Below are 19,763 nucleotides of genomic sequence, written 5' to 3' on the forward strand. Positions count from 1 at the left end.
CCATGGACACGATTGATATCGGCCTTTGGGTCACTGCCGGACTGTTGGTTCTTGTCGTCACAGGCATGCGGGTGGCATTTGCTGCAGGTCTGGCAGGGTTGGTTGGCCTTGTTTGGATATTCTGGGCAAAGTTTGGGTATGATCCCGAGCGGTTTGGTAAGGCACTGACTGTGGCCGTCAAAACGGCTGGCCAGGTGCCACATTCCAAGGTGGCGTCTCATACGCTGAGCCTGATCCCAACATTCATCCTGATCGGCTATCTAGCCTACTACGCTGGCCTGACCCGCGCCTTGTTTGAGGCGGCAAAACGCTGGGTGGCATGGGTGCCTGGCGGGTTGGCCGTTTCAACGATTTTTGCGACCGCCGGTTTCGCCGCCGTATCAGGTGCATCGGTCGCCACATCAGCCGTCTTTGCGCGCATCGCCATCCCTGAAATGCTGGCCGTCGGGTATAACAAACGTTTCGCCGCCGGTGTGGTTGCCGCTGGCGGAACCTTGGCCTCGCTAATCCCCCCATCCGCGATCCTTGTGATTTACGCCATTATTGTCGAACAGGATGTGGGAAAACTGCTGCTCGCAGGCTTCATCCCCGGCGCGTTTTCGGCGGTGATCTATGGCTTGCTGATCGTCGGTATCGCCGTGATCTTCAAGTCCGTCGGACCGCCGGTCACCGGGTTTACCTGGAAACAACGATTTGCTGCACTTCCGGGCGCACTGCCCATTGTGGCGGTGATCCTCATCATAATCTGCTTTGTCTATAACCCCTTCGGCGACAAGGCTTGGGGCACCCCGACCGAGGGCGGGGCCATCGGGGCCTTCATCGTGTTCTGCTTTGCCCTGATCCACGGCATGCGCTGGCCTGAATTCAAATCGGCTTTGCTTGAAACCGCCAAACTGACCGCCATGATCTTCGCAATCATCTGGGGTGTTCTGATCTATGTGCGGTTTCTAGGATTTGCTGATTTGCCGGGGGCGTTTTCCGACTGGATCACTTCGCTCGAAATGTCACCTATGTTGATCCTGATCTGCATACTGCTGGCCTATGCAGTGCTGGGCATGTTCATGGATGCGATCGGTATGCTGCTTTTGACACTTCCGGTCGTGTATCCCGCCGTTATGGCCCTGAACGGAGGCGAGGCCGTCAGCGCAGCAGACAGCGCCTTTGGTATGTCCGGGCCGATGTGTGCGATCTGGTTTGGTATCTTGGTGGTCAAAATGGCCGAGTTCTGCCTGATCACACCTCCTATTGGTCTAAACTGTTTTGTTGTCGCAGGCGTGAGGCCTGATCTTAGTGTTCAGGATGTCTTCAAAGGGGTAACGCCGTTCTTCATTGCCGATGCACTTACCATCGCACTGCTGGTGGCCTTTCCAGGGATTGTTCTATACCTGCCATCGCTTGCGGGATAAGAAAAAGCCCCGGCCAAAGGCCGGGGCACAGTTTTAGAAGTGCGGGTTCTTTATCCTGCCCGCATCAACATCCCGAACAGATCCCGCGGGTCGTCAGGGTCTGCCAGCATATCCAATGCCTCATAGAAATCAGTGCCTTCAATCGCGCTTTTGATGTAACGTAGTGCCGAGAAGTCCTCGATCGCGAAGCCGACACTGTCGAACAACGTGATCTGTCGATCATCGGTGCGCCCTATGGCTTGGCCGGTCATAACTTCCCACATCTCGGTGACAGGGTGATCATCCTCCAGAGCCTGAATCTCACCTTCGATCCGCGTTTGTTCGGGGTACTCTACAAAGATCTCCGACCGCAAAAGAATGTCGCGGTGCAGTTCGGTTTTGCCGGGGCAATCACCGCCAATGGCGTTGATGTGCACACCGGGGCCGACCATGTTGTCGGTCAGGATGGTGGCGTATTTCTTGTCAGCGGTGCAGGTCGTTATGATCTGAGCGCCTTCGATTGCGTCCTCCGGCGTTTTGCAGGGCACGACCGTCAGCCCTTTGCCCTGCAGATTGGCTGCACATTTCGCCGTCGCGTTCGGGTCTGTGTCGTAGAGCCGGACCGTATCGATGCCGCACATGGCTTTGAAGGCGAGGCACTGGAACTCGGATTGCGCGCCGTTTCCAATCATCGCCATCGTCGTCGCGGATTTGGGCGCGAGATATTTGCCGACCAGCGCAGAGGTTGCCGCTGTCCGCAAAGCAGTCAACATCGTCATTTCGGTCAACAATGTCGGGTAACCGGTATAGACATCAGCCAGCAGGCCAAACGCGGTCACGGTCTGCAGGCCCTCAGACGTGTTCTTGGGATGCCCATTGACGTATTTGAACCCGTATGCCTCACCATCCGAGGTTGGCATCAGTTCGATCACCCCATGTGGTGAATGGGCCGGGATGCGGGGCGTTTTGTCAAAGCTCTCCCAGCGTTTAAATTCGGATTCGATCTGCGCGGCAATCTGCGTGATCATCTGTTCGACCCCGATGTGGTGGACCAGACGCATCATGTTGTCGACGGATACAAATGGCACGAGGGCCTTATCAGAAGGTTGCATCAAAGACTCCTATCGGCGGGAAAGATGGATACCAGCGATCATACAACGTACGGATCCACCGGCTGTTTCTATTGTGGGAACCGAGAGCGGCAGCGGAGTTGCACTGGCTTCGATGATCGCGACTTGAGCAGGTGTAAGAGCCTGTAGCGCTCGGCTGGACAACGCCAAGACAAGACCATCATTGCCACTAAGCTCAATCGCGTTTCCTGCAAAATCTGCAATCTGCTCATGGGACAGATCGATGACAGTACGGCCAGATTCCTCAAGCCGTGCCCGAACTGTTGCCCGACGTTCTGGGTTGGAAATCATGTCCAAACAGATAAGGGCGTAGTGCGTGCCGATCCCCATCAGGACATTGGTGTGATAGACATCACGGCCTTCAGCGTCCTTTGCATCAAAGGCAATCGGCTCATAGTTGAAATGCGTACAGAAACGCTCCAACAACACCGGATCGGCGCGGTTGGATCGAACAGTGTAGGCAATACGGCCCACGTGATCCAGAACCATTGCGCCAGTGCCCTCAAGCGCGAGGTCGTCCTGTTCGAGGCCGGAATAGTCGATGACGTCTTGCACTCGATATTCCCGCTTCAGTAACTCAATTACATCTGAGCGTCTTTCGCGTCTGCGCGATGGAACGAACATCGGATAAACAGCGACATGACCGCCTGGATGGGTCGAAAACCAGTTGTTTGGGAACACGCTGTCGGGTGTGTCACGTTCGCCTTCGTCGTCAAACACATGAACGGTCACACCAGCAGCGCGAAGCTGTTCTACTGCTTTGTCATGCTCATCCCGCGCGGCAGCAGACGTCGCTGCAGCAGATCGATTTGCCAATGTTTGAAACGCATTGTCGTCGCGGGTCTCTGGATTTGACGCAAATGCATGGGGGCGCACCATCACGACAGCTGAAGGAGATTGAAGAGAAATCATCAGAAGCTCCGGGTTGGGCGATCGAAGATGCGACGACCCATCAGCGAGGCTGCAAGATCGACCATCAGTTTTGCGGTTCGGCCGCGCTCATCCAGGAATGGGTTCAGTTCAACTAGATCCAGCGAACAAACGAGACCGCTTTCATGCAGCAATTCCATGACCAGATGGGCCTCACGTTCGGTGGCACCGCCGGGGACAGTGGTGCCGACGGCTGGTGCGATCGACGGGTCAAGGAAATCTACATCCAGCGAGACATGCAGGATGCCGTTTGCTGCGCGTACTTTATCAAGGAAGGCCAGTAGGGGTGCCTTGATCCCGTGCTCGTCGATGCTACGCATATCGGCGAGCATCGCGTGATCTTTTTCCAATGCCGCGCGTTCGGCGGGATCGACCGAGCGCAAACCAATCATACCGACGCGATCCGTTGGGATCGGCGATATCAGCGGTGGAAAGGCGTCAAAGCCTGACTGGCCAGTGAAATAAGCGACCGGCGTTCCATGCAAATTGCCGCTGGCCGTACTGCTGGGCGTATGGAAATCACTATGTGCATCTAACCAGAGCACGAACAGAGGGCGCCCGATACGGTCCGCATGTGCCGCCATTCCTGCCACTGTGCCCATCGACAGGGCGTGATCACCGCCCATGAAAATGGGAAGGCCTTCAAGCGCGACTTCCTGAGCCGTGCGGCTTAGCGCCTGTGTCCAGCCCACGCATTCCGGTAAAGAGAACAGATTGGTGTCTTCCGAAATGTCGACGGCATCTGGTCGCGTGTCACCGATGTCCGACACAGAATGCCCGAGATCTGACAGCGCTTGGGCGAGACCCGCGACCCGATAGGCATCTGGACCCATCCGACAGCCTTGGCGGTGTTTGCCGGCATCCATCGGCGCTCCGGCGAGAATGATGTTCATTTTGCTCATAAGTCTATCTATCGATACGATATGAGTTGAGAAAAGAGATCAAATTGGTCAAAGTGAATTGGCTAATTCCGATTTGGTAATCACGCATGGACGAACTGGACAATCGCTTATTGAACGCACTGCACAGGGACGCTCGGGCATCGTTGTCGGAACTGGCTGAACTGCTCGGAGTGACCCGAACAACCGTGCGCAGCCGACTAAAGCGGCTTCAGCAGTCTGGCGAAATCGTCGGCTTTACCGTTGTGACACGGCAGGGCGTATCGGAAAGCCCTGTTCGTGGATTGATGATGCTTGAGATCGCAGGCCGCGGGACCGAGCGGATCAGATCGCGGATCGCTGCGATGCGTCAGGTTCGGGCGGTGCACTCAACCAATGGAAGTTGGGATCTGATCGCAGAGATCGGAACCGATACACTGGATGAGCTTGATGAAGTCCTGTTCCAGATCCGTCGGATGGAGGGCGTTACACGATCTGAGACCAATCTGTTGCTCTCGACACGCAAGGGACGCTCGTGACGCGTTGGCCTAGGCCTTTGCCGGATGGAAAATTCGTGCAAAGCTTTGAATTGACACTGATCTGAGGATCGCGGGGCAGGGGCGAACGGAATGACGACACAGCCGACAACGGAAGAGACACGCGCCGTACGTCTGGCCGAGTATGTGACAGGGCTGTTGGAAAAGCCGCTGGTCAAGATTGCGGTTCCGTTGCTGATTACAGGAATCGCGCTTGCGGTTCTGCATGACCTCTCTGCGCATGTGAAATGGTCAGATATCCAAAGCGATATCGCAGCGAAACCATGGAAATTCATGTTTTTTGCGATGTGCTGGACGGCTTTCAGTTTTCTGTCGCTTTCGTTCTACGATGTGCTTGCCGTGCAGAGCGTCGCCGATGGAAAAGTGCCTTTGCCCGTCGCAGGGATGGCCGGAGCAAGCGGCTATGCGGTATCGAACTGCCTGGGATTCTCCTATATCACCGGCACCGCGATCCGATACCGTATCTATGCGTCGCTGGGGCTTGATCTTGGCCGCGTGGCCGGGGTGATCGCGACCTCTTGGGTGGCGTTCTGGATGGGACTGATCCTGCTTTTGGGCCTGTTGCTTACAATACACCCGGATGGCATTTCCAAGGTCCTGCCGATCAGTGAAACGACGGAAACTGTGATCGGTCTGAGCATGTTGGCGGGGCTTGCGGTCTTGTTTGTCTGGCTTTCAAGCGGAGGGCGGCGATTGGCCTATGGCGGGTTTGGGTTCAACCTGCCGGGCGGCAAGCTGGCAAGTCTGCTGACAATCGCGGCGGTAGGCGATCTGTTCGGCGCTTCAATGGCGCTGTATGTGCTCATGCCGGACGATCTGGGGGTTGGCTACCCGTATTTCTTCGCGGTCTATATAGGCGCAATAGCGGTGGGTATCCTTAGCCATGCACCGGGTGGAATCGGTGTGTTCGAGGCCACTCTGATCGCTGGTCTAGGGGCATCGGGCCGGTCTGATGTGATCGCTGCGCTGCTGCTCTACCGACTGGTCTATACCTTCCTTCCGTTTGCCATCGCCAGCCTGTCGATCGCGGTCGCTTCGGTGCTGACACAGCGCCATCGCATCGGGGGCGCTGTCACTTGGGTCTATCGCGCAATTCGCCCCATTGTCCCGATGGTGGCTGCCGGCGTCGCGGCTGTGGCAGGAGTTATCCTGTTGGTTTCAGGGGCTTTGCCTTCCAGTACGCAGAACCTTGGCGTACTGCGAGAGGTTTTGCCTTTGTCATTTGTCGAGGCATCTCATCTTGCAGGCAGCGCCGTGGGTGTACTTCTGCTGCTTGTCTCACGTGGCCTATTCCGCAAGCTCTATCGGGCATGGGTTGTTGCCATGCTTTTGATGGTGGCGGGTTTCTTCGCCTCGCTCGCCAAAGGGCTTGATACGCATGAAGCCCTTTCATTGCTGTTCACGATTGGCCTTTTGGCGATGTTTCGGGGTGCGTTTTACCGGGTAAGCGGTGCATCTATCTTTCGGCTAAATATCCCTTGGCTGGTCAGCGTCGTCGCGTTGCTGGCGGTGATTTTCTGGATTGGATTGTTCGCTTATTCCCATGTCGAATATCAAAACGCGCTGTGGTGGGACTTTGCCTGGAGTGGAGACGCCTCGCGATTCCTGCGGTCCAGCCTCGTGGTGGCCGTGATCGTTGGCATCGTGGCGGTGAACTCGCTGTTCGGCCGTGAAATCCCCGCGCCGGTTAGGACTGAAATCCCCGAAGTTGTCGAACGTCTCGTGATGGAGAGCGAAGACACCGAATCTCAGATTTCACTGACGGGTGATAAGCAATTCCTGATCTCGCCTGACGAAACCGCATTCCTTGCCTATGCAGATACTGGCAATGCGCTGATCACCAAAGGAGAGCCTGTGGGTGATGAGCAAGCGGGGCAGCAACTGATCTGGCAATTGCGAGAAATGGCCGATCGCGAAGGCAAGCTTTGTGCGTTCTACAGTGTATCGACCAAATATCTGCCGACATTCCTGGACCTCGGCCTGTCGATCCTGAAGATCGGAGAAGTGGCCCGCGTACCGCTGCAGAATTTTTCGCTGGACGGAAAATCGCGAAAACGGTTCCGGCAGGCGAAGAACAGGGCTGAGCGTGAGGGGTACAAGTTCGAAATTATCCCCAAAGAACAGCTTGCACCGGTGTTGCCCGAACTTCGTCAGATCTCGGACGATTGGTTGGCGCAAAAGGCAGGTGAGGAAAAGGGTTTTGCCTTGGGCGGCTTTGATGATGCCTACCTTTCCTATTTCGACCATGCGGTTCTGCGGGATGAGACGGGCAAGATCATGGCCTTTGCCAACCTGTTTCAAGGCGGAAACAAATCCGAACTGTCTCTGGATTTGATGCGTTATGAACCGGATAGCCCCAGCTTTGTCATGGATGCGCTGTTTGCTGAGATGATGGTCTGGGGGTCCGAGCAGGGATTCCACTGGTTCTCGCTGGGCGCCGCGCCATTTTCAGGGATCGAAAACCGGCAGTTGGCCTCGCTTTGGAATCGGATCGGTGGGTTCGTTTATGAACATGGCGAACAATTCTACCACTTCGAAGGCCTGCGCGCCTTCAAGCAGAAATTCGATCCGGAATGGAGCCCCAACTATCTGGCCAGCCCCGGCGGGTTGGCCGCGCCACGTATCCTCTACGAAGTTAACATCCTGATCTCGGGTGGCCTGCGCGGGTTGACGAAATAGGCCTTAGTTCAAGCTGGCGCGTGTTGGCGTTTTCTCCAACAGATCACCCCAATCGGTGCGATAGGCCATCTCGGCCAGCACCGTCTCGGGTAGGAATTCCTGATTCTGCCGAATCTGCCAACCACCACCCAGACCTTTGTAGATCGCGACCAGATTGGATGAGACCTCCTGCCGGGCCTCGATCAGGTTCGCCTGCGATCGTAATAGCGCGGTCTGCGTGTTCAGGATACGCGAATAGCTGGCGATGCCGTCTCGGTACTGATCGACCGCGATTTCAGCCGCCTTGCGCGAAGCTTCGACGCTGCGCTGATAAAAGGTGACCTGTTTGCGCGCCTGTGCGTAAGCAACCATCGCGCTTTCGACCTCGGAATAGGCGGTCAGCACAGTGTTCTGGTAATTGGCGATCAACGCTTGATAGGCGGCATCCTGCGCGCGGACATTGTTCTTAATGCGGCCATAATTCAGGACATTCCAGACAACGCCTGCGCTAGCCAATCCTGTGGCGCTGTTGGTGCTGAACAGATCGCGCCCACCCGAGGCCTGCAAACCGATCGCACCCGACAGAATGAACTGCGGATAGAGATCAGCTAACGCGATCCCGACCTGCGCCGATTGGGTGGCTGCCGCCAACTCGGCGGCGCGGACGTCGGGCCGCCGCCGCAGCAATTCGGCGGGGACTCCCACAGCTACGTTGCTGAGCCCTGTTGGAATGCGACCCGAGTTTCCGATCAAGCCCGCCATCTGAGACGGCGTTTTTCCTAACAGAACCGCCAGTGCGTTCTTGGCTTGTTGGATATCGCTTTCCAACTCGGGCACGAGTGCCTTGGTGTTGTTGAGCAGGGCAGTCGATTCCTGCACATCCAACTCGGTTGTAACGCCGTTGTTGAAGCGCAGCTGAGTGAGGTCTGCCGATGCCTGCTGAATCGTGATGTTTTCCCGCGCGATGCGCAGAGCCTCTTGCAACGAACGGATGTTGATATACAGCGCCGCGACGTCGCCAGTCAGCGTGACCAGAGCGTCGTCATAGTTGGCAACCTGCAGTGCCAGGTTTGACCGCGCGGCCTGTACGCCGCGCCGTTGCTGGCCCCATACGTCCAGTTCCCATTGCGCATCAAACCCAACCTGCGAGGTCGAGAATTCGGTGTCCAAAGGGATGATCCGCCGGATATCCGAAATCGGCCCAAGGTTGTCGCTGATCTGTCGGCGTTGGAGCGAACCGCCCACGGCCTGCGATTGCGGGTAGAGCTCTCCGAATGCGATACCAAGCTGCGCGCGGGCCTGAAGTACGCGGGCACCTGCGACCTGTAAGGTCAGGTTCTGCGCATAGGCTTCGGCGATCAGCTTGTTCAGCGTCGGATCATTAAACGTTTCCCACCAGCGCACAACCGGAGCGCTGCGTGAGGTCAGGCCGCTCTGGCCCGCGCTGGGGTTGTTGACCTCCATCCATTGCTTCACGACCGGAGAGTTGGGGCGCACAAAATCAGGCCCCACCGGCGTACAGGCGGTGAGGGTAGCGGCGCAAAGGGCAGTGCCTAACAACCGGCGGAGTGTCATCGTACGCATCCTCAGATATCCAGTGGCCGGATGAAGTTGGCGAAGGAATAGAGGCGAATGTTGATGCGCCTCAGAAATTCAAAGCTTTTTCCCATGCCGGTGTAAATCGCCACCGCAGCGTGGCCACCTGCAGGAAAAGTATGCCCCTCAGGCACATCGACCGAGATCTGAACAGCGATCCGACCGGGCAGTTTTGGCAGCTCAAAGCCGGGCAGGCGGCCTGAGGGCAAGTATTGGCCCTGACGTGTAGCCCACCAGACCGCCTCAACCTTGCCGGTCAGAATTTCTCCGGGATAGAGGTCCAGAGCAACTTCGACCGGTTGGCCGACCTCGACAAATTTCAGGTTCTGCTGGCGGAAGGTGGCTAGAATATAGGGGTCTTCTTCGGTGACAAAGCTGGCAATGGCACCCAGACGAATTTCCCCCACAACCATCCCTGGGCGGGCCTGTTGCGAAACGATCATGCCATTTTCGGGGGCATAGATCGTTGTGTTGTCGAGAAAATACTCGGCCTCGGCCAGCTGCGCCTCAGCCTCAATAATGCCCGTACTCACGCCGTCGATCTGTGAATCCAGCGCAAGGTTGGCCTTCTCAAGATTGGCCTGAGCTTCCTTAATCTTCGCCTGATCTTCCGCGACTTGTTCGTTCCAGCGGTCAAGTTCGTCCTGACGGGCACCTCCGGCGGGAACGAGATTCTCGTATCGCGCTTGTTCGGTCAGCGCATAGGCCAACTGCGCGTTTGCGCGTTCGACCGCTTCACCAGCGGCGATGACATCCTGTTCAAGGATCTTCGCGTTTTGCTGCGCCGCCACCAGCTGTGCATTCGCCTTGTCCACGGCCAGCGAAAACACCGTGTCGTCGAACTTATACAGCGGATCGCCCTTAGTGACCCAGGTGTTGGGCTCGACCAAAACCTCGGACAGGATTGTGGGCTGAGTCAGACGCGGGACGATCTGGATGGTGGAGCGCACGACGTGGCTGTCGACGGAAAAGGGCTGAAAGAAGCGCAGCGCGACCAAAAAGATCAGCAGCAGATGAGCGCCGACCCAGAATGAGACGATCCCCCACATGATGTTGAATTTCAGCCATTGCACCTTGAAGAAGATGAACCAGACAAAAATAATGTAGAAAAGCGTGATGCCTAGGGCGACGAACATGAGTGCTGAATTCCTTTGGCCTTAGGCTTGCTTTGTTTCGTCGGTATCAAGTGGGTCCTGGTATTCCGGTTTGACTGTACCGCCCAGACGCTTGATCTCATCCCTGATCGCCTTGCGTTCTTCATCAGGACCGCGGCGCATGTCGACGGTGACGCCGTCGTGAAACGCCCAGATAAAGGCATGCACCCAAGGGACAATCGCTAAAAATCCCATCCATCCCATGATCTTGACCGCTTCGGCATGGGGGTGATTGCGTTTGATCGCGATACGTCCGGGCAGGCCCATTATGAATAGAAACAACGCCATCACCGCTGCCAGCAGCAAGATAAGTGCCACAAATGTCAGATAGTCATAGTAGCCCAGCGGCTGCCCCAAAAGTCCCATGCTCGCGCCTCCTGTTGTTGGAAACTGTTCCATCCTCGGGCGCTGTTGTCCAGCTAATCAATCACTTTCTGGCTGATCGGAAGGATGCATCAGCATTCAATAATTTTGGTGTTCCAGTCTATGCACTTCTGATGGAGGTCGCCGGGCAGCGGTAGATCAGTATAAACCATATCAACATCGGATAATGAGGCGATGCGTGCGGGCGCGGTGCGCTGAAACTTTGAAGCATCCGCAACTAGGCTGATCTGCCGGGCTTGTTCAATGATAGTTTGACTGACCAGTACTTCTTGGAGATCGAAATCCATTAGATCCCCATCCGCATCCAATGCGGAACAGCCGATAATCGCGTGATCGAATTTGAACTGGCGGATGGTCGAGACCGCAAGATTCCCGACCAACCCACTATCTGATCTGCGCAGCACACCGCCTGCAACGACGATCTGGCAATCGGGGTTATCGGCCAGGATATTGGCAACGTTCATATTGTTGGTCACGACCATTAGGTTTTTGTGTTTCAGCAATTGGCGGGCAACGGCCTCGGTCGAGGTGCCTATGTTCATAAAGATCGAGCTGCCCTCGGGGATGTCGGCCGCGCAGCGTTCAGCGATGCGTGTCTTGGCTTCATGGTTCAGGGCGCGCCGGTCTTCGTATCCAATATTAGACACGCCAGAACGCAGAACGGCACCCCCGTGAACCCGATCCAACTTACCAGCTTCTGACAGTTCAGTCAGGTCACGGCGAATGGTTTGAACCGTCACCTGAAAGCGCTCGGCCAGTCCTTCGACAGTAACGCGGCCCTCTTGCTCGGCGACTAATAGAATGTCCGATTGGCGAAATGATAGTGACATGGGCGGTCCTGAGCTCCGGTGTTTTCGTTTTTGTTCTAATTTTGCGGTTAAGCAAGGGAATTCGTTAGTTGCACTTATTAATACTCGTTGTTTCAGCTAAAAACGAACATTATCGAAAAATAAAGTTGACGATACGAACCATCATACTGCTAATGCGCTTGAAACTGCCACGTTGGGGAATCAATTGGATATGTCATCGGACAGCAGCCAAGTTACCGATCTTTTTGTGATCGGCGGGGGTATAAATGGGTGCGGTATCGCACGTGATGCGGCAGGTCGGGGCCTATCGGTCACCTTGGCTGAAATGAACGATCTGGCCTCGGCGACGTCGTCAGCCTCGACCAAACTGTTTCATGGCGGGCTACGGTACCTGGAATTTTTTGAATTTCGTTTGGTGCGTGAAGCGCTGGTCGAACGCGAGACCTTACTGCGCGCTATGCCCCATATCAGTTGGCCCATGCGTTTCGTGCTGCCCTATCACGCCGATATGCGTTTTGACTCTGAAACGCCGACCTCACGGTTGCTCAGTACGGTGATGCCATGGATGCGCGGGCGTCGTCCTGCGTGGCTAATACGGCTTGGCCTTTTTTTGTATGACAATCTGGGCGGTCGCAAAATCCTGCCGGGTACACGTTCGCTGAACCTGCGCGCGGCACCCGAGGGGGCTCCGCTGCAAGACAAATTTGAAACCGCCTATGAATACTCGGACTGCTGGGTCGAGGATTCGCGGCTGGTGGTCCTGAACGCCCGCGATGCCGAGGCACGCGGGGCTAAGATCATGGTCAGGACCGAGGTTCTTTCGGCTGAGCGGATCGATCAAGTATGGCAAGTCACGACCCGGGATCGGGATAGCGGCAAGACCGAAACCGTCCTTGCGAAGATGTTGATCAATGCGGGCGGACCTTGGGTCGGTGACATCATCCAGACCAAGATCCGGGTCAATTCCCGAGAAGGCGTCCGTCTGGTGCGTGGCAGCCATATCGTGACACCCAAGCTGTTTGACCATGACAAGTGCTATTTCTTTCAGGGCGAAGACGGGCGCATCATCTTTGCGATCCCGTACGAGCAGGATTTTACCTTGATCGGAACCACAGATCAGGATCATTCTGACCCCTCTGAGCCTCCGGTTTGTACCGAGGCCGAGCAGGAGTATCTGTGCGCTTTCGCATCGAATTACTTCGCGAAGCCCGTTACCCGTGAAGATATTGTCTGGACCTATTCAGGCGTCCGTCCGCTATATGATGACGGCGCCAGCAGTGCCACGGCGGCTACCCGCGATTACACGCTGAAAGTTGATGCCGAGAGCGGGGCTCCGGTGTTGAATGTCTTTGGTGGTAAAATCACCACCTACAGACGCCTCGCGGAAAGCGCGCTGGAGAAGATTGGAGAGCATTTCCCGGATCTTGGCGGACCATGGACCGCAGGCGTCCCATTGCCCGGCGGGGATTTTCCGGTCGACGGCGTGCAGGATTTGATCGGGAAACTGATAGCTGAGTACCCGTTCCTGACCGATTTTTGGGCTCGTCGATTGATCCGGGCCTATGGCACCGAGACCTGGGACCTTCTGGGTCCGGCAAAGGATCAGAGCGATCTGGGTGACGATTTTGGCGCGACGTTGACCGAGGCCGAACTGGTTTGGCTGATGGACAAGGAATACGCGCGCACCGCTCAGGATGTCGTGTGGCGGCGCAATAAGCTGGGTCTAAGGCTCAGCCTCGAGCAGATCGGCCGGATAGACGACTGGATGGTCAAACGGTCAACTGACTAGCGCGCGGATCGGTTGATCCGTGCAAAAAAAGAAACGCCCCGCAGATGTGCGGGGCGTATTTCGATTTCAATGCCGGCCCTACGCAGCTTCCTCTGACGGTTCCGGATCGTTCTTGCTGCCTTTGACCCACTCGCGCAGGCTTTGCATCACGGCGTAGAGCACGGGAACCAGAATCACCCCGAACAGCGTCGCAGCCAGCATGCCGCCGAACACGGCGACGCCGATGGCCTTCTGGCTGGCAGCTCCGGCCCCGTTCGCGGCCAGCAGGGGAACCACGCCCAAAAGGAAGGACAGGGCGGTCATCATCACAGCGCGGAAACGCTGATATGCGGCTTCGGCCGCGGCCTCCTTGATTGACAGCCCCTTGGCCCTTTGCTCCATCGCGAATTCGACGATCAGAATCCCGTTCTTTGACGCAAGCCCGACAAGCATGATCATCCCGATCTGCGTGTAGAGGTTGATGTCGCTGCCAACGATTGCCACCGCTGCGACGGCACCGAACAAGGCCACGGTCACCGACATTAGGATCGAAACGGGCATCGTCCAACTTTCATATTGGCCGACAAGGAACAGGTACCCAAACAGGATCGCCAACCCAAGGATCACCACGACCAGACCGCCCGAGGCCAGCTGCTGCTGCGCCGTTCCGGTCCATTCATAGGCATAGCCGGGGGGCAGGGCGGTCGCCGACTCCTCGGTCATGACATTGATGGCGTCCCCGGTGGAGAGCCCCGGTGCCGGAACCGCTGTTACAGTGGCCGAGCGGAACAGGTTATGCCGCTTTAGCAGGACCGGACCCAGCACGTTCTCGATATCGATCAGCGTGCCAAGCGGTACCATCTCACCTTTGGTGGAACGTACATAAAGCTCTGAGATATCATCGACCTTATTCCGATACGAGCCTTCGGCCTGGATCATTACGCGGTAGACACGACCAAACAGGTTGAAATCATTCACGTAATACGAGCCAAGCTGCGCCTGCATGGTCTGGAAAATCTCGGCCACCGAGACTTGCAGGGTTTTGGCCTTTTCCCGATCCAGATCGACAAACAATTGCGGCACGTTCGCGCGGAAGGTGGTGTAGGCCTGCGCGATCTCAGGACGCTGGTTTGCGGCATAGACATACGACCCAACGGCCGAGGCCAGATCCTGCGGCGAGCCGCCACCGGTCTGCTGCACTTCCATTTCAACCCCTGCAGACATACCAAGGCCCTGAATGGGTGGCGGGTTGAACGCAACAATCGATGCGGCAGACTCACCATATGCAATTGCCAGAACCTGGTTCAGGATCGCATCCGCACTGAGCTCGGGTTCCTGCCGCTCTTCCCAGTTGGTCAGGTTGACAAAGATGGCTGCGCCATTGGTAGTGGTCCCGTTCAACAGCGAGAACCCATTGACCAGAACGGTACTGGATACGCCGGAGATCTGTTGAATCTGTTCATCGATCCGCGCAGAAACCGCCTCGGTCCGTTCAAGCGTCGCCGCATCGGGAAGCTGGATATCAACGAACAGATATCCGTTGTCTTCCAGCGGAATAAACCCTTTGGACGTGTTGCCCATGATGGTCCCGGTGCCCGCCGCGAAGGCCGCAATGATCCCAAGCGAAATGACCGGCAGGATCAGTAGCTTCCGCACAATGGCGACATAGCCGCTGCGCATGCCGCCGATAAATCCCTCGAACACGGCCAGCAGCCCCTTGGGCGGTCCTGAACGCGCCCGCAGCACCAGCCCGCAAAGGGCCGGTGAAAGCGTCAGAGCGTTGATCGACGAGATCACAACAGCGGTCGAGATCGTGACGGCAAACTGCGAATACAATCGCCCGGATATGCCGGGCATGAACGTCACCGGCACGAACACGGCCAGAAGCACCAGCGTGGTTGCGATGACAGGGCCGGTGATCTGGCCCATGGCCTTGCGGGTTGCCTCGGCAGGGGAAAGGCCTTCGTCGGCGATGATACGCTCGACGTTTTCCACCACAACGATCGCGTCATCCACAACGATCCCGATGGCCAGCACAAGCGCGAACAGAGAGATCGTGTTCAGCGACATGCCAAAAGCCAGCAGGAAGGCAAATGTCCCGATCAATGAAACCGGAATGGCCACCGCTGGAATGATCGTCGCCCGCCAACTGCCAAGGAAGATGAACACAACTGTGATCACCAATATGAATGTCAGGATGAGGGTCGAGACCACGTCATTGAGCGACTGTTCCACGAAATCCGTCGTATTGAATGGAACATCGTATTCGACATCAGTGGGAAAGGATCGTGACAGGCGCTCAAGTTCGGCCTCAACACGTTCGGACACCGCAAGGGCGTTTGCGCCGGGGGCCTGATAGATGCCGATAACGGTCGCAGGAACGCTTTCGAAATAGCCCGAGGCGGAATAGAACTGCGCCCCCAATTCAACCCGCGCAATGTCTTTGACGCGCACAATCGCACCGGCTTCGCCTGTACGGATTACAATATCTCCGAATTCATCGGCCGAGGTCAGGCGGCCTTTGGTCTTGATCGTGTACTGAAAGGTTTGTCCTTCAGGCACAGGAGGCGACCCGATTGAGCCCGCAGAGACTTCGATATTCTGTTCGCGGATGGCATTGATCACATCACCCGGAGTGATTGACAGCGCGGCCATCTTGTCCGGATCCATCCAGATCCGCATGGCGTATTCCAGATTGGTCAGAACATCCGCTTTACCCACGCCCTGAACCCGCGCCAGAGCGTCTTTCAAGTTGATTGAGGCATAGTTCGACAGGAACACACTGTCATATGTGCCATTGGGCGAGGTCAGCGTGACCAGCAACAACATGTTGGTTGACGCTTTTTGCGTGACAACACCGGATGAAGTCACTTCGGACGGCAGCGATGCCATCGCCTGTGCCACACGGTTCTGTACGTTGACCGAGGCGATATCGGGGTCGGTGCCCACCTCGAACGTAACGTTCAACGAATACGAGCCGTTATCCGATGAGGTCGACGTCATGTAGATCATGTCGTCCACACCGTTGACCTGCGCCTCGATCGGGGCGGCCACGGTGTTTTCCACGGTTTCGGCATTTGCACCTGTATAGGTGGCCGTTACGCTGACCACCGGCGGCGTGATATCGGGAAACTGCGCAACCGGCAGAACCAGATAACCGATCCCGCCCAAAATGGTCAGGACCAGCGAAATGACAAGCGCCAGCTTGGGCCGGCTGATAAACAGGGCTGAGAACATCAGTTATTCTCCGGCTGCTCGGACGCAACGACTGCATCAACGGCGACGCCGGGGCGCACGCGTTGCAGGCCTTCGACGATGACGCTTTCGCCTTCGCGCAGGCCATCTGTGACGATAATCGCCGAATCCACGGTATCTCCGGTTGTGATGTAGCGCTGTTCAACCATCTGCTTGTCATTGACGACCAGAACGAATTCGCCGCGCTGATCACGCTGCAGCGCTGCTTGAGGGATTAATACCTGCAGCGTCGGCTCAAGCGCTTCGATCTGAACGTTCACGAAGGCACCATCAACGAGCAGACGCTTGGCATTGTCGAATTGAGCCGTGATCGTAATGGCGCCGGTCAGCGGATCAATGCGGTTGTCGACAAAAATGATTTCGCCGGTTTCATCCAGCTCAGTACCGTTCGGCAGAGTCACATGAACATTCGGGCTTTGGCTGCTTTCAGCTAGCGTGGCCGGGTCTTCACCAAATTGTTCAAGAACCGACGTGAACTGCTTCTCATTCAACGAAAAATTCACATAGATGGGGGCTTCGCTGACCAGGGTGACAAGCGGCGGATTGTTGGGGCCCACAACATCACCGACACTGGTTTCCACGCGGCCGATGCGGCCCGAAAACGGGGCGTGGATCTGTGTGTAGCTGAGATCAAGCTCGGCCTGTTGGATCGCTGCATTGGCGGCTTTGACCTCGGCCTCGGCGACCAGTTCATTGGCTCGGGCAATGTCACGTTCTGATTCCGGTGTAGCGTCGCGCTTGTACAGCTCTTCCTTGCGGGCGAGATCGACTTTGGCCAGTTCAAGGTTTGCCTGCGCCCGGTCCAGATCGGCTTTACGTGCCTCAAGCGTGGCTTCGTAAAGATCCGGTTCGATCGTGAACAGCAGGTCATCCTCATTCACCGGAGAGCCATCGTCGACGTTCTGGCTGTCCAGGAAACCACTGACGCGCGCGATAATATCGACCTTGTCGATTGCCTCGGCCCGTCCAATGAAGGTGGCCTGATCGGTGATCTCTTCGGTATAAGCTGCGGCGATCGACACCTTGGGCGCAGGGGCATCGCCCTGATCCTGCGCGACCGCTATCTGAGGCAGGCTGGAACATGCAAACAAAGCGGCAGAAACGCCGAGTGCCCTGAAATAGCCGCGTGGGCGGAGTGCTGGCTTCTTAAATGCAAGGGACATGTTGGCGCCTCGTTCAAAGTAAAGATTGCACAACCGGGCAACAGAAACCCCCGGATGAGTCGATTGGTTTTATAGGCAGGATGGCGGGTTTGACGCGGTTTCTCAAGCGCGTTGAGGTGATGCGTTGGCAAGAATCGACCCGAAATTTCTTTCCAGTCTGCAGACTTAGCCTGCATCCGCAGGCGTTTACCTGCCCGATGACAATAGGGACGGGCGAATTTTCTCTGCCAAAAACCAGCAGCGGAGAGGCTTCAGGGCTCCGCTGCGGCATTCATAAATCGAATTTTGTTGTTATTCACGCGTTCCCGCAAACCGATTCTGCCAGTCTTCGCGCTGTTCGTCCGTGATTTTGGCAAACAGCACGTCGGGAACCGAAAATTCATGGCCAGCGGGCAGGGCGCACAGCGCGGCATCGATATCTTCGGGCCAGCTGGTATTGAGTGTGTTCATCGCACTAAGCATTTTTGCAGACGCATCGGGAATGAACGGCGCGCTCAGAACTGCATAGAGGCGGATCAGGTTCAGCCCCAGCCGCACCTGCGCCGCAGCCTGCGCAGGATCTTCCTTAAAGGTTGACCATGGTGCGGCAGCCTGCAGATACTCGTTGCCCGCGACCCAGATCGCACGCAGCTCTTGCGCGGATTTGCGCACTTCCATCGCTTCCATGTGGCCTTCGTAGGCACGTACTCGGCTAGTAAGCTCAGCAATCAGGGTCTGTTCACGTTCGCCATACGCACCACCTTCGGGCACTGCTTCACCGAATTTCGAGCGGCAGAACTTAGTGATCCGGCTGACAAAGTTACCCAGAACATCCGCAAGATCTTTGTTTACCGACTGCTGGAAGTTCTCCCATGTGAACTCGCTGTCGCTGCTTTCTGGCGCATGGCTCAACAGCCACCAGCGCCAGTAATCGGCGGGCAGAATGTCCAGCGCCTGATCCATGAACACTCCACGGCCCTGTGAGGTCGAGAATTGGCCACCGTCATAGTTCAGGTAGTTGAATGATTTCAGGTGGTCGACCATCTTCCAGGGCTCGCCCGATCCCAGAATGGTGGCCGGGAAAGACAGGGTGTGGAAGGGCACATTGTCCTTGCCCATGAACTGAACGTAACGCACATCTTCTGCGCCTTTGTCGGTGCGCCACCAACGTTCCCAATCGGCATCAGACTTACCATTGGCGTCGGCCCATTCCTTGGCGCAGGCGAGGTATTCAATGGGGGCATCGAACCAGACATAGAAGACTTTGCCTTCCATGCCGGGCCAATCTTGATCACCTTTCTTGACTGGTACACCCCAATCCAGATCGCGGGTAATGCCGCGATCCTGCAGGCCGTCGCCATCATGCAACCATTTCTTGGCGATCGAGGTTGTCAGGATCGGCCAGTCTGTCTTGCTGTCGATCCACGCGTCCAACTGATCTTTCATTGCGGATTGACGCAAATACAGATGCTTGGTCTCACGCACCTCAAGATCGGTCGAGCCGCTGATCGCGCTGCGGGGCTCGATCAGGTCGGTCGGGTCTAGCTGCTTGGTACAATTTTCGCACTGATCACCGCGCGCGCGCTCATAACCGCAATTGGGGCAAGTGCCTTCGATATAGCGGTCGGGCAGAAAACGGCCATCGGCGTTGGAATAAACCTGCTTTTCGCTGACTTCCCGGATCAGCCCGGCCTCATCCAGTTTGCCAGCGAAATGCTGGGTCAGTTTACGGTTCTGATCGCTGGACGAGCGGCCAAAGTGATCAAAGCTCAGGCCAAAGCGCTTGGCGATATCGGCCTGTACTGCGTACATGTCAGCGCAATATTCAGCCACAGGTTTGCCCGCTTTGGCGGCGGCCAGCTCGGCCGGGGTGCCGTGCTCGTCGGTTGCACACAGGAACATGACCTCATTGCCCCGGCCGCGCTGATAGCGAGCGTACAGATCGGCAGGCAATTGCGAGCCGATCAGGTTGCCGAGATGTTTGATCCCGTTGATGTAAGGGATCGCCGAGGTGATGAGAATTCGGGCCATAATGCGCTTCCACGTATCTGTCTGCGCGCCCGTCTACCTTATGTGGCCAGTAAGCAAAAGCCCGCATTCATACCCGCTTGAATTTA

The 19,763-nt window shown here is 56.6% G+C and carries 14 protein-coding genes; 4 read left to right on the forward strand and 10 right to left on the reverse strand.

The window, feature by feature from the left end; translation table 11 throughout:
- Window positions 1-2: 2 nt before the first annotated feature.
- Window positions 3-1,406: a TRAP transporter large permease gene (locus AC1DFB_RS04965; RefSeq protein WP_170393344.1), complete on the forward strand. Its 1,404-nt coding sequence runs from the start codon at window positions 3-5 to the stop codon at window positions 1,404-1,406.
- A gap of 50 nt (window positions 1,407-1,456) precedes the next feature.
- Here AC1DFB_RS04965 and AC1DFB_RS04970 read toward each other — a convergent pair whose 3' ends face one another.
- Genes AC1DFB_RS04970 through rocF form a run of 3 tightly spaced genes read right to left on the reverse strand, consistent with a single transcriptional unit; the run spans window position 1,457 to window position 4,347 of the window.
- Window positions 1,457-2,500, reverse strand: coding sequence for an ornithine cyclodeaminase (locus AC1DFB_RS04970; RefSeq protein ID WP_480922242.1), 1,044 nt, complete (start codon window positions 2,498-2,500; stop codon window positions 1,457-1,459).
- A 6-nt stretch (window positions 2,501-2,506) separates the two neighbouring features.
- Window positions 2,507-3,427: a citrulline utilization hydrolase CtlX gene (gene ctlX, locus AC1DFB_RS04975; protein ID WP_170393342.1), complete on the reverse strand. Its 921-nt coding sequence runs from the start codon at window positions 3,425-3,427 to the stop codon at window positions 2,507-2,509.
- Complete coding sequence (gene rocF, locus AC1DFB_RS04980; protein ID WP_480922243.1) at window positions 3,427-4,347, reverse strand: arginase; 921 nt, start codon at window positions 4,345-4,347, stop codon at window positions 3,427-3,429. The genes ctlX and rocF overlap by 1 nt, the downstream gene beginning before the upstream one ends.
- An 86-nt stretch (window positions 4,348-4,433) precedes the next feature.
- Here rocF and AC1DFB_RS04985 point away from each other — a divergent pair, with 86 nt between their 5' ends.
- Both AC1DFB_RS04985 and mprF read left to right on the forward strand, forming a co-directional pair.
- On the forward strand, window positions 4,434-4,862 hold the full coding sequence (locus tag AC1DFB_RS04985) for an Lrp/AsnC family transcriptional regulator (RefSeq protein ID WP_170393340.1): 429 nt from the start codon (window positions 4,434-4,436) through the stop codon (window positions 4,860-4,862).
- 90 nt (window positions 4,863-4,952) lie between these two features.
- Entirely contained in the window at window positions 4,953-7,559 is a 2,607-nt protein-coding gene (gene mprF / locus AC1DFB_RS04990; protein WP_170405209.1) for a bifunctional lysylphosphatidylglycerol flippase/synthetase MprF, read from the forward strand.
- A gap of 3 nt (window positions 7,560-7,562) precedes the next feature.
- On the opposite strand, the gene AC1DFB_RS04995 is transcribed toward mprF, so the two are convergent.
- From AC1DFB_RS04995 to AC1DFB_RS05010, 4 genes are all read right to left on the reverse strand, one after another.
- Window positions 7,563-9,113, reverse strand: coding sequence for an efflux transporter outer membrane subunit (locus AC1DFB_RS04995; protein WP_480922244.1), 1,551 nt, complete (start codon window positions 9,111-9,113; stop codon window positions 7,563-7,565).
- 11 nt (window positions 9,114-9,124) lie between these two features.
- Window positions 9,125-10,270: an HlyD family secretion protein gene (locus tag AC1DFB_RS05000; RefSeq protein WP_480922245.1), complete on the reverse strand. Its 1,146-nt coding sequence runs from the start codon at window positions 10,268-10,270 to the stop codon at window positions 9,125-9,127.
- Window positions 10,271-10,291: 21 nt separating this feature from the next.
- Window positions 10,292-10,654 (reverse strand): DUF3302 domain-containing protein, encoded by a 363-nt coding sequence (locus AC1DFB_RS05005; RefSeq protein WP_170393336.1) that lies wholly within the window; start codon window positions 10,652-10,654, stop codon window positions 10,292-10,294.
- Window positions 10,655-10,743: 89 nt separating this feature from the next.
- A complete protein-coding gene (locus AC1DFB_RS05010) occupies window positions 10,744-11,502 on the reverse strand; it encodes a DeoR/GlpR family DNA-binding transcription regulator (protein WP_170421208.1) in 759 nt (252 codons plus the stop codon).
- 190 nt (window positions 11,503-11,692) lie between these two features.
- On the opposite strand from AC1DFB_RS05010, the gene glpD reads away from it, so the two are divergent.
- Window positions 11,693-13,270 (forward strand): glycerol-3-phosphate dehydrogenase, encoded by a 1,578-nt coding sequence (gene glpD, locus AC1DFB_RS05015; protein WP_480922588.1) that lies wholly within the window; start codon window positions 11,693-11,695, stop codon window positions 13,268-13,270.
- Window positions 13,271-13,348: 78 nt separating this feature from the next.
- Here glpD and AC1DFB_RS05020 read toward each other — a convergent pair whose 3' ends face one another.
- The 3 genes from AC1DFB_RS05020 to metG all read right to left on the reverse strand — a co-directional run bounded on the left by AC1DFB_RS05020 (window position 13,349) and on the right by metG (window position 19,677).
- Window positions 13,349-16,486, reverse strand: coding sequence for an efflux RND transporter permease subunit (locus AC1DFB_RS05020; protein WP_170626018.1), 3,138 nt, complete (start codon window positions 16,484-16,486; stop codon window positions 13,349-13,351).
- Window positions 16,486-17,667 carry an efflux RND transporter periplasmic adaptor subunit gene (locus AC1DFB_RS05025; RefSeq protein ID WP_170393332.1) on the reverse strand — a complete coding sequence of 394 codons (1,182 nt, stop codon included), beginning with the start codon at window positions 17,665-17,667 and terminating at the stop codon, window positions 16,486-16,488. Before AC1DFB_RS05025 ends, AC1DFB_RS05020 begins: the two co-directional genes overlap by 1 nt.
- A 291-nt stretch (window positions 17,668-17,958) precedes the next feature.
- Window positions 17,959-19,677 carry a methionine--tRNA ligase gene (metG, locus tag AC1DFB_RS05030; protein ID WP_480922246.1) on the reverse strand — a complete coding sequence of 573 codons (1,719 nt, stop codon included), beginning with the start codon at window positions 19,675-19,677 and terminating at the stop codon, window positions 17,959-17,961.
- Window positions 19,678-19,763 lie beyond the last annotated feature (86 nt).

It is taken from the genome of Ruegeria sp. S84, assembly GCF_056583445.1.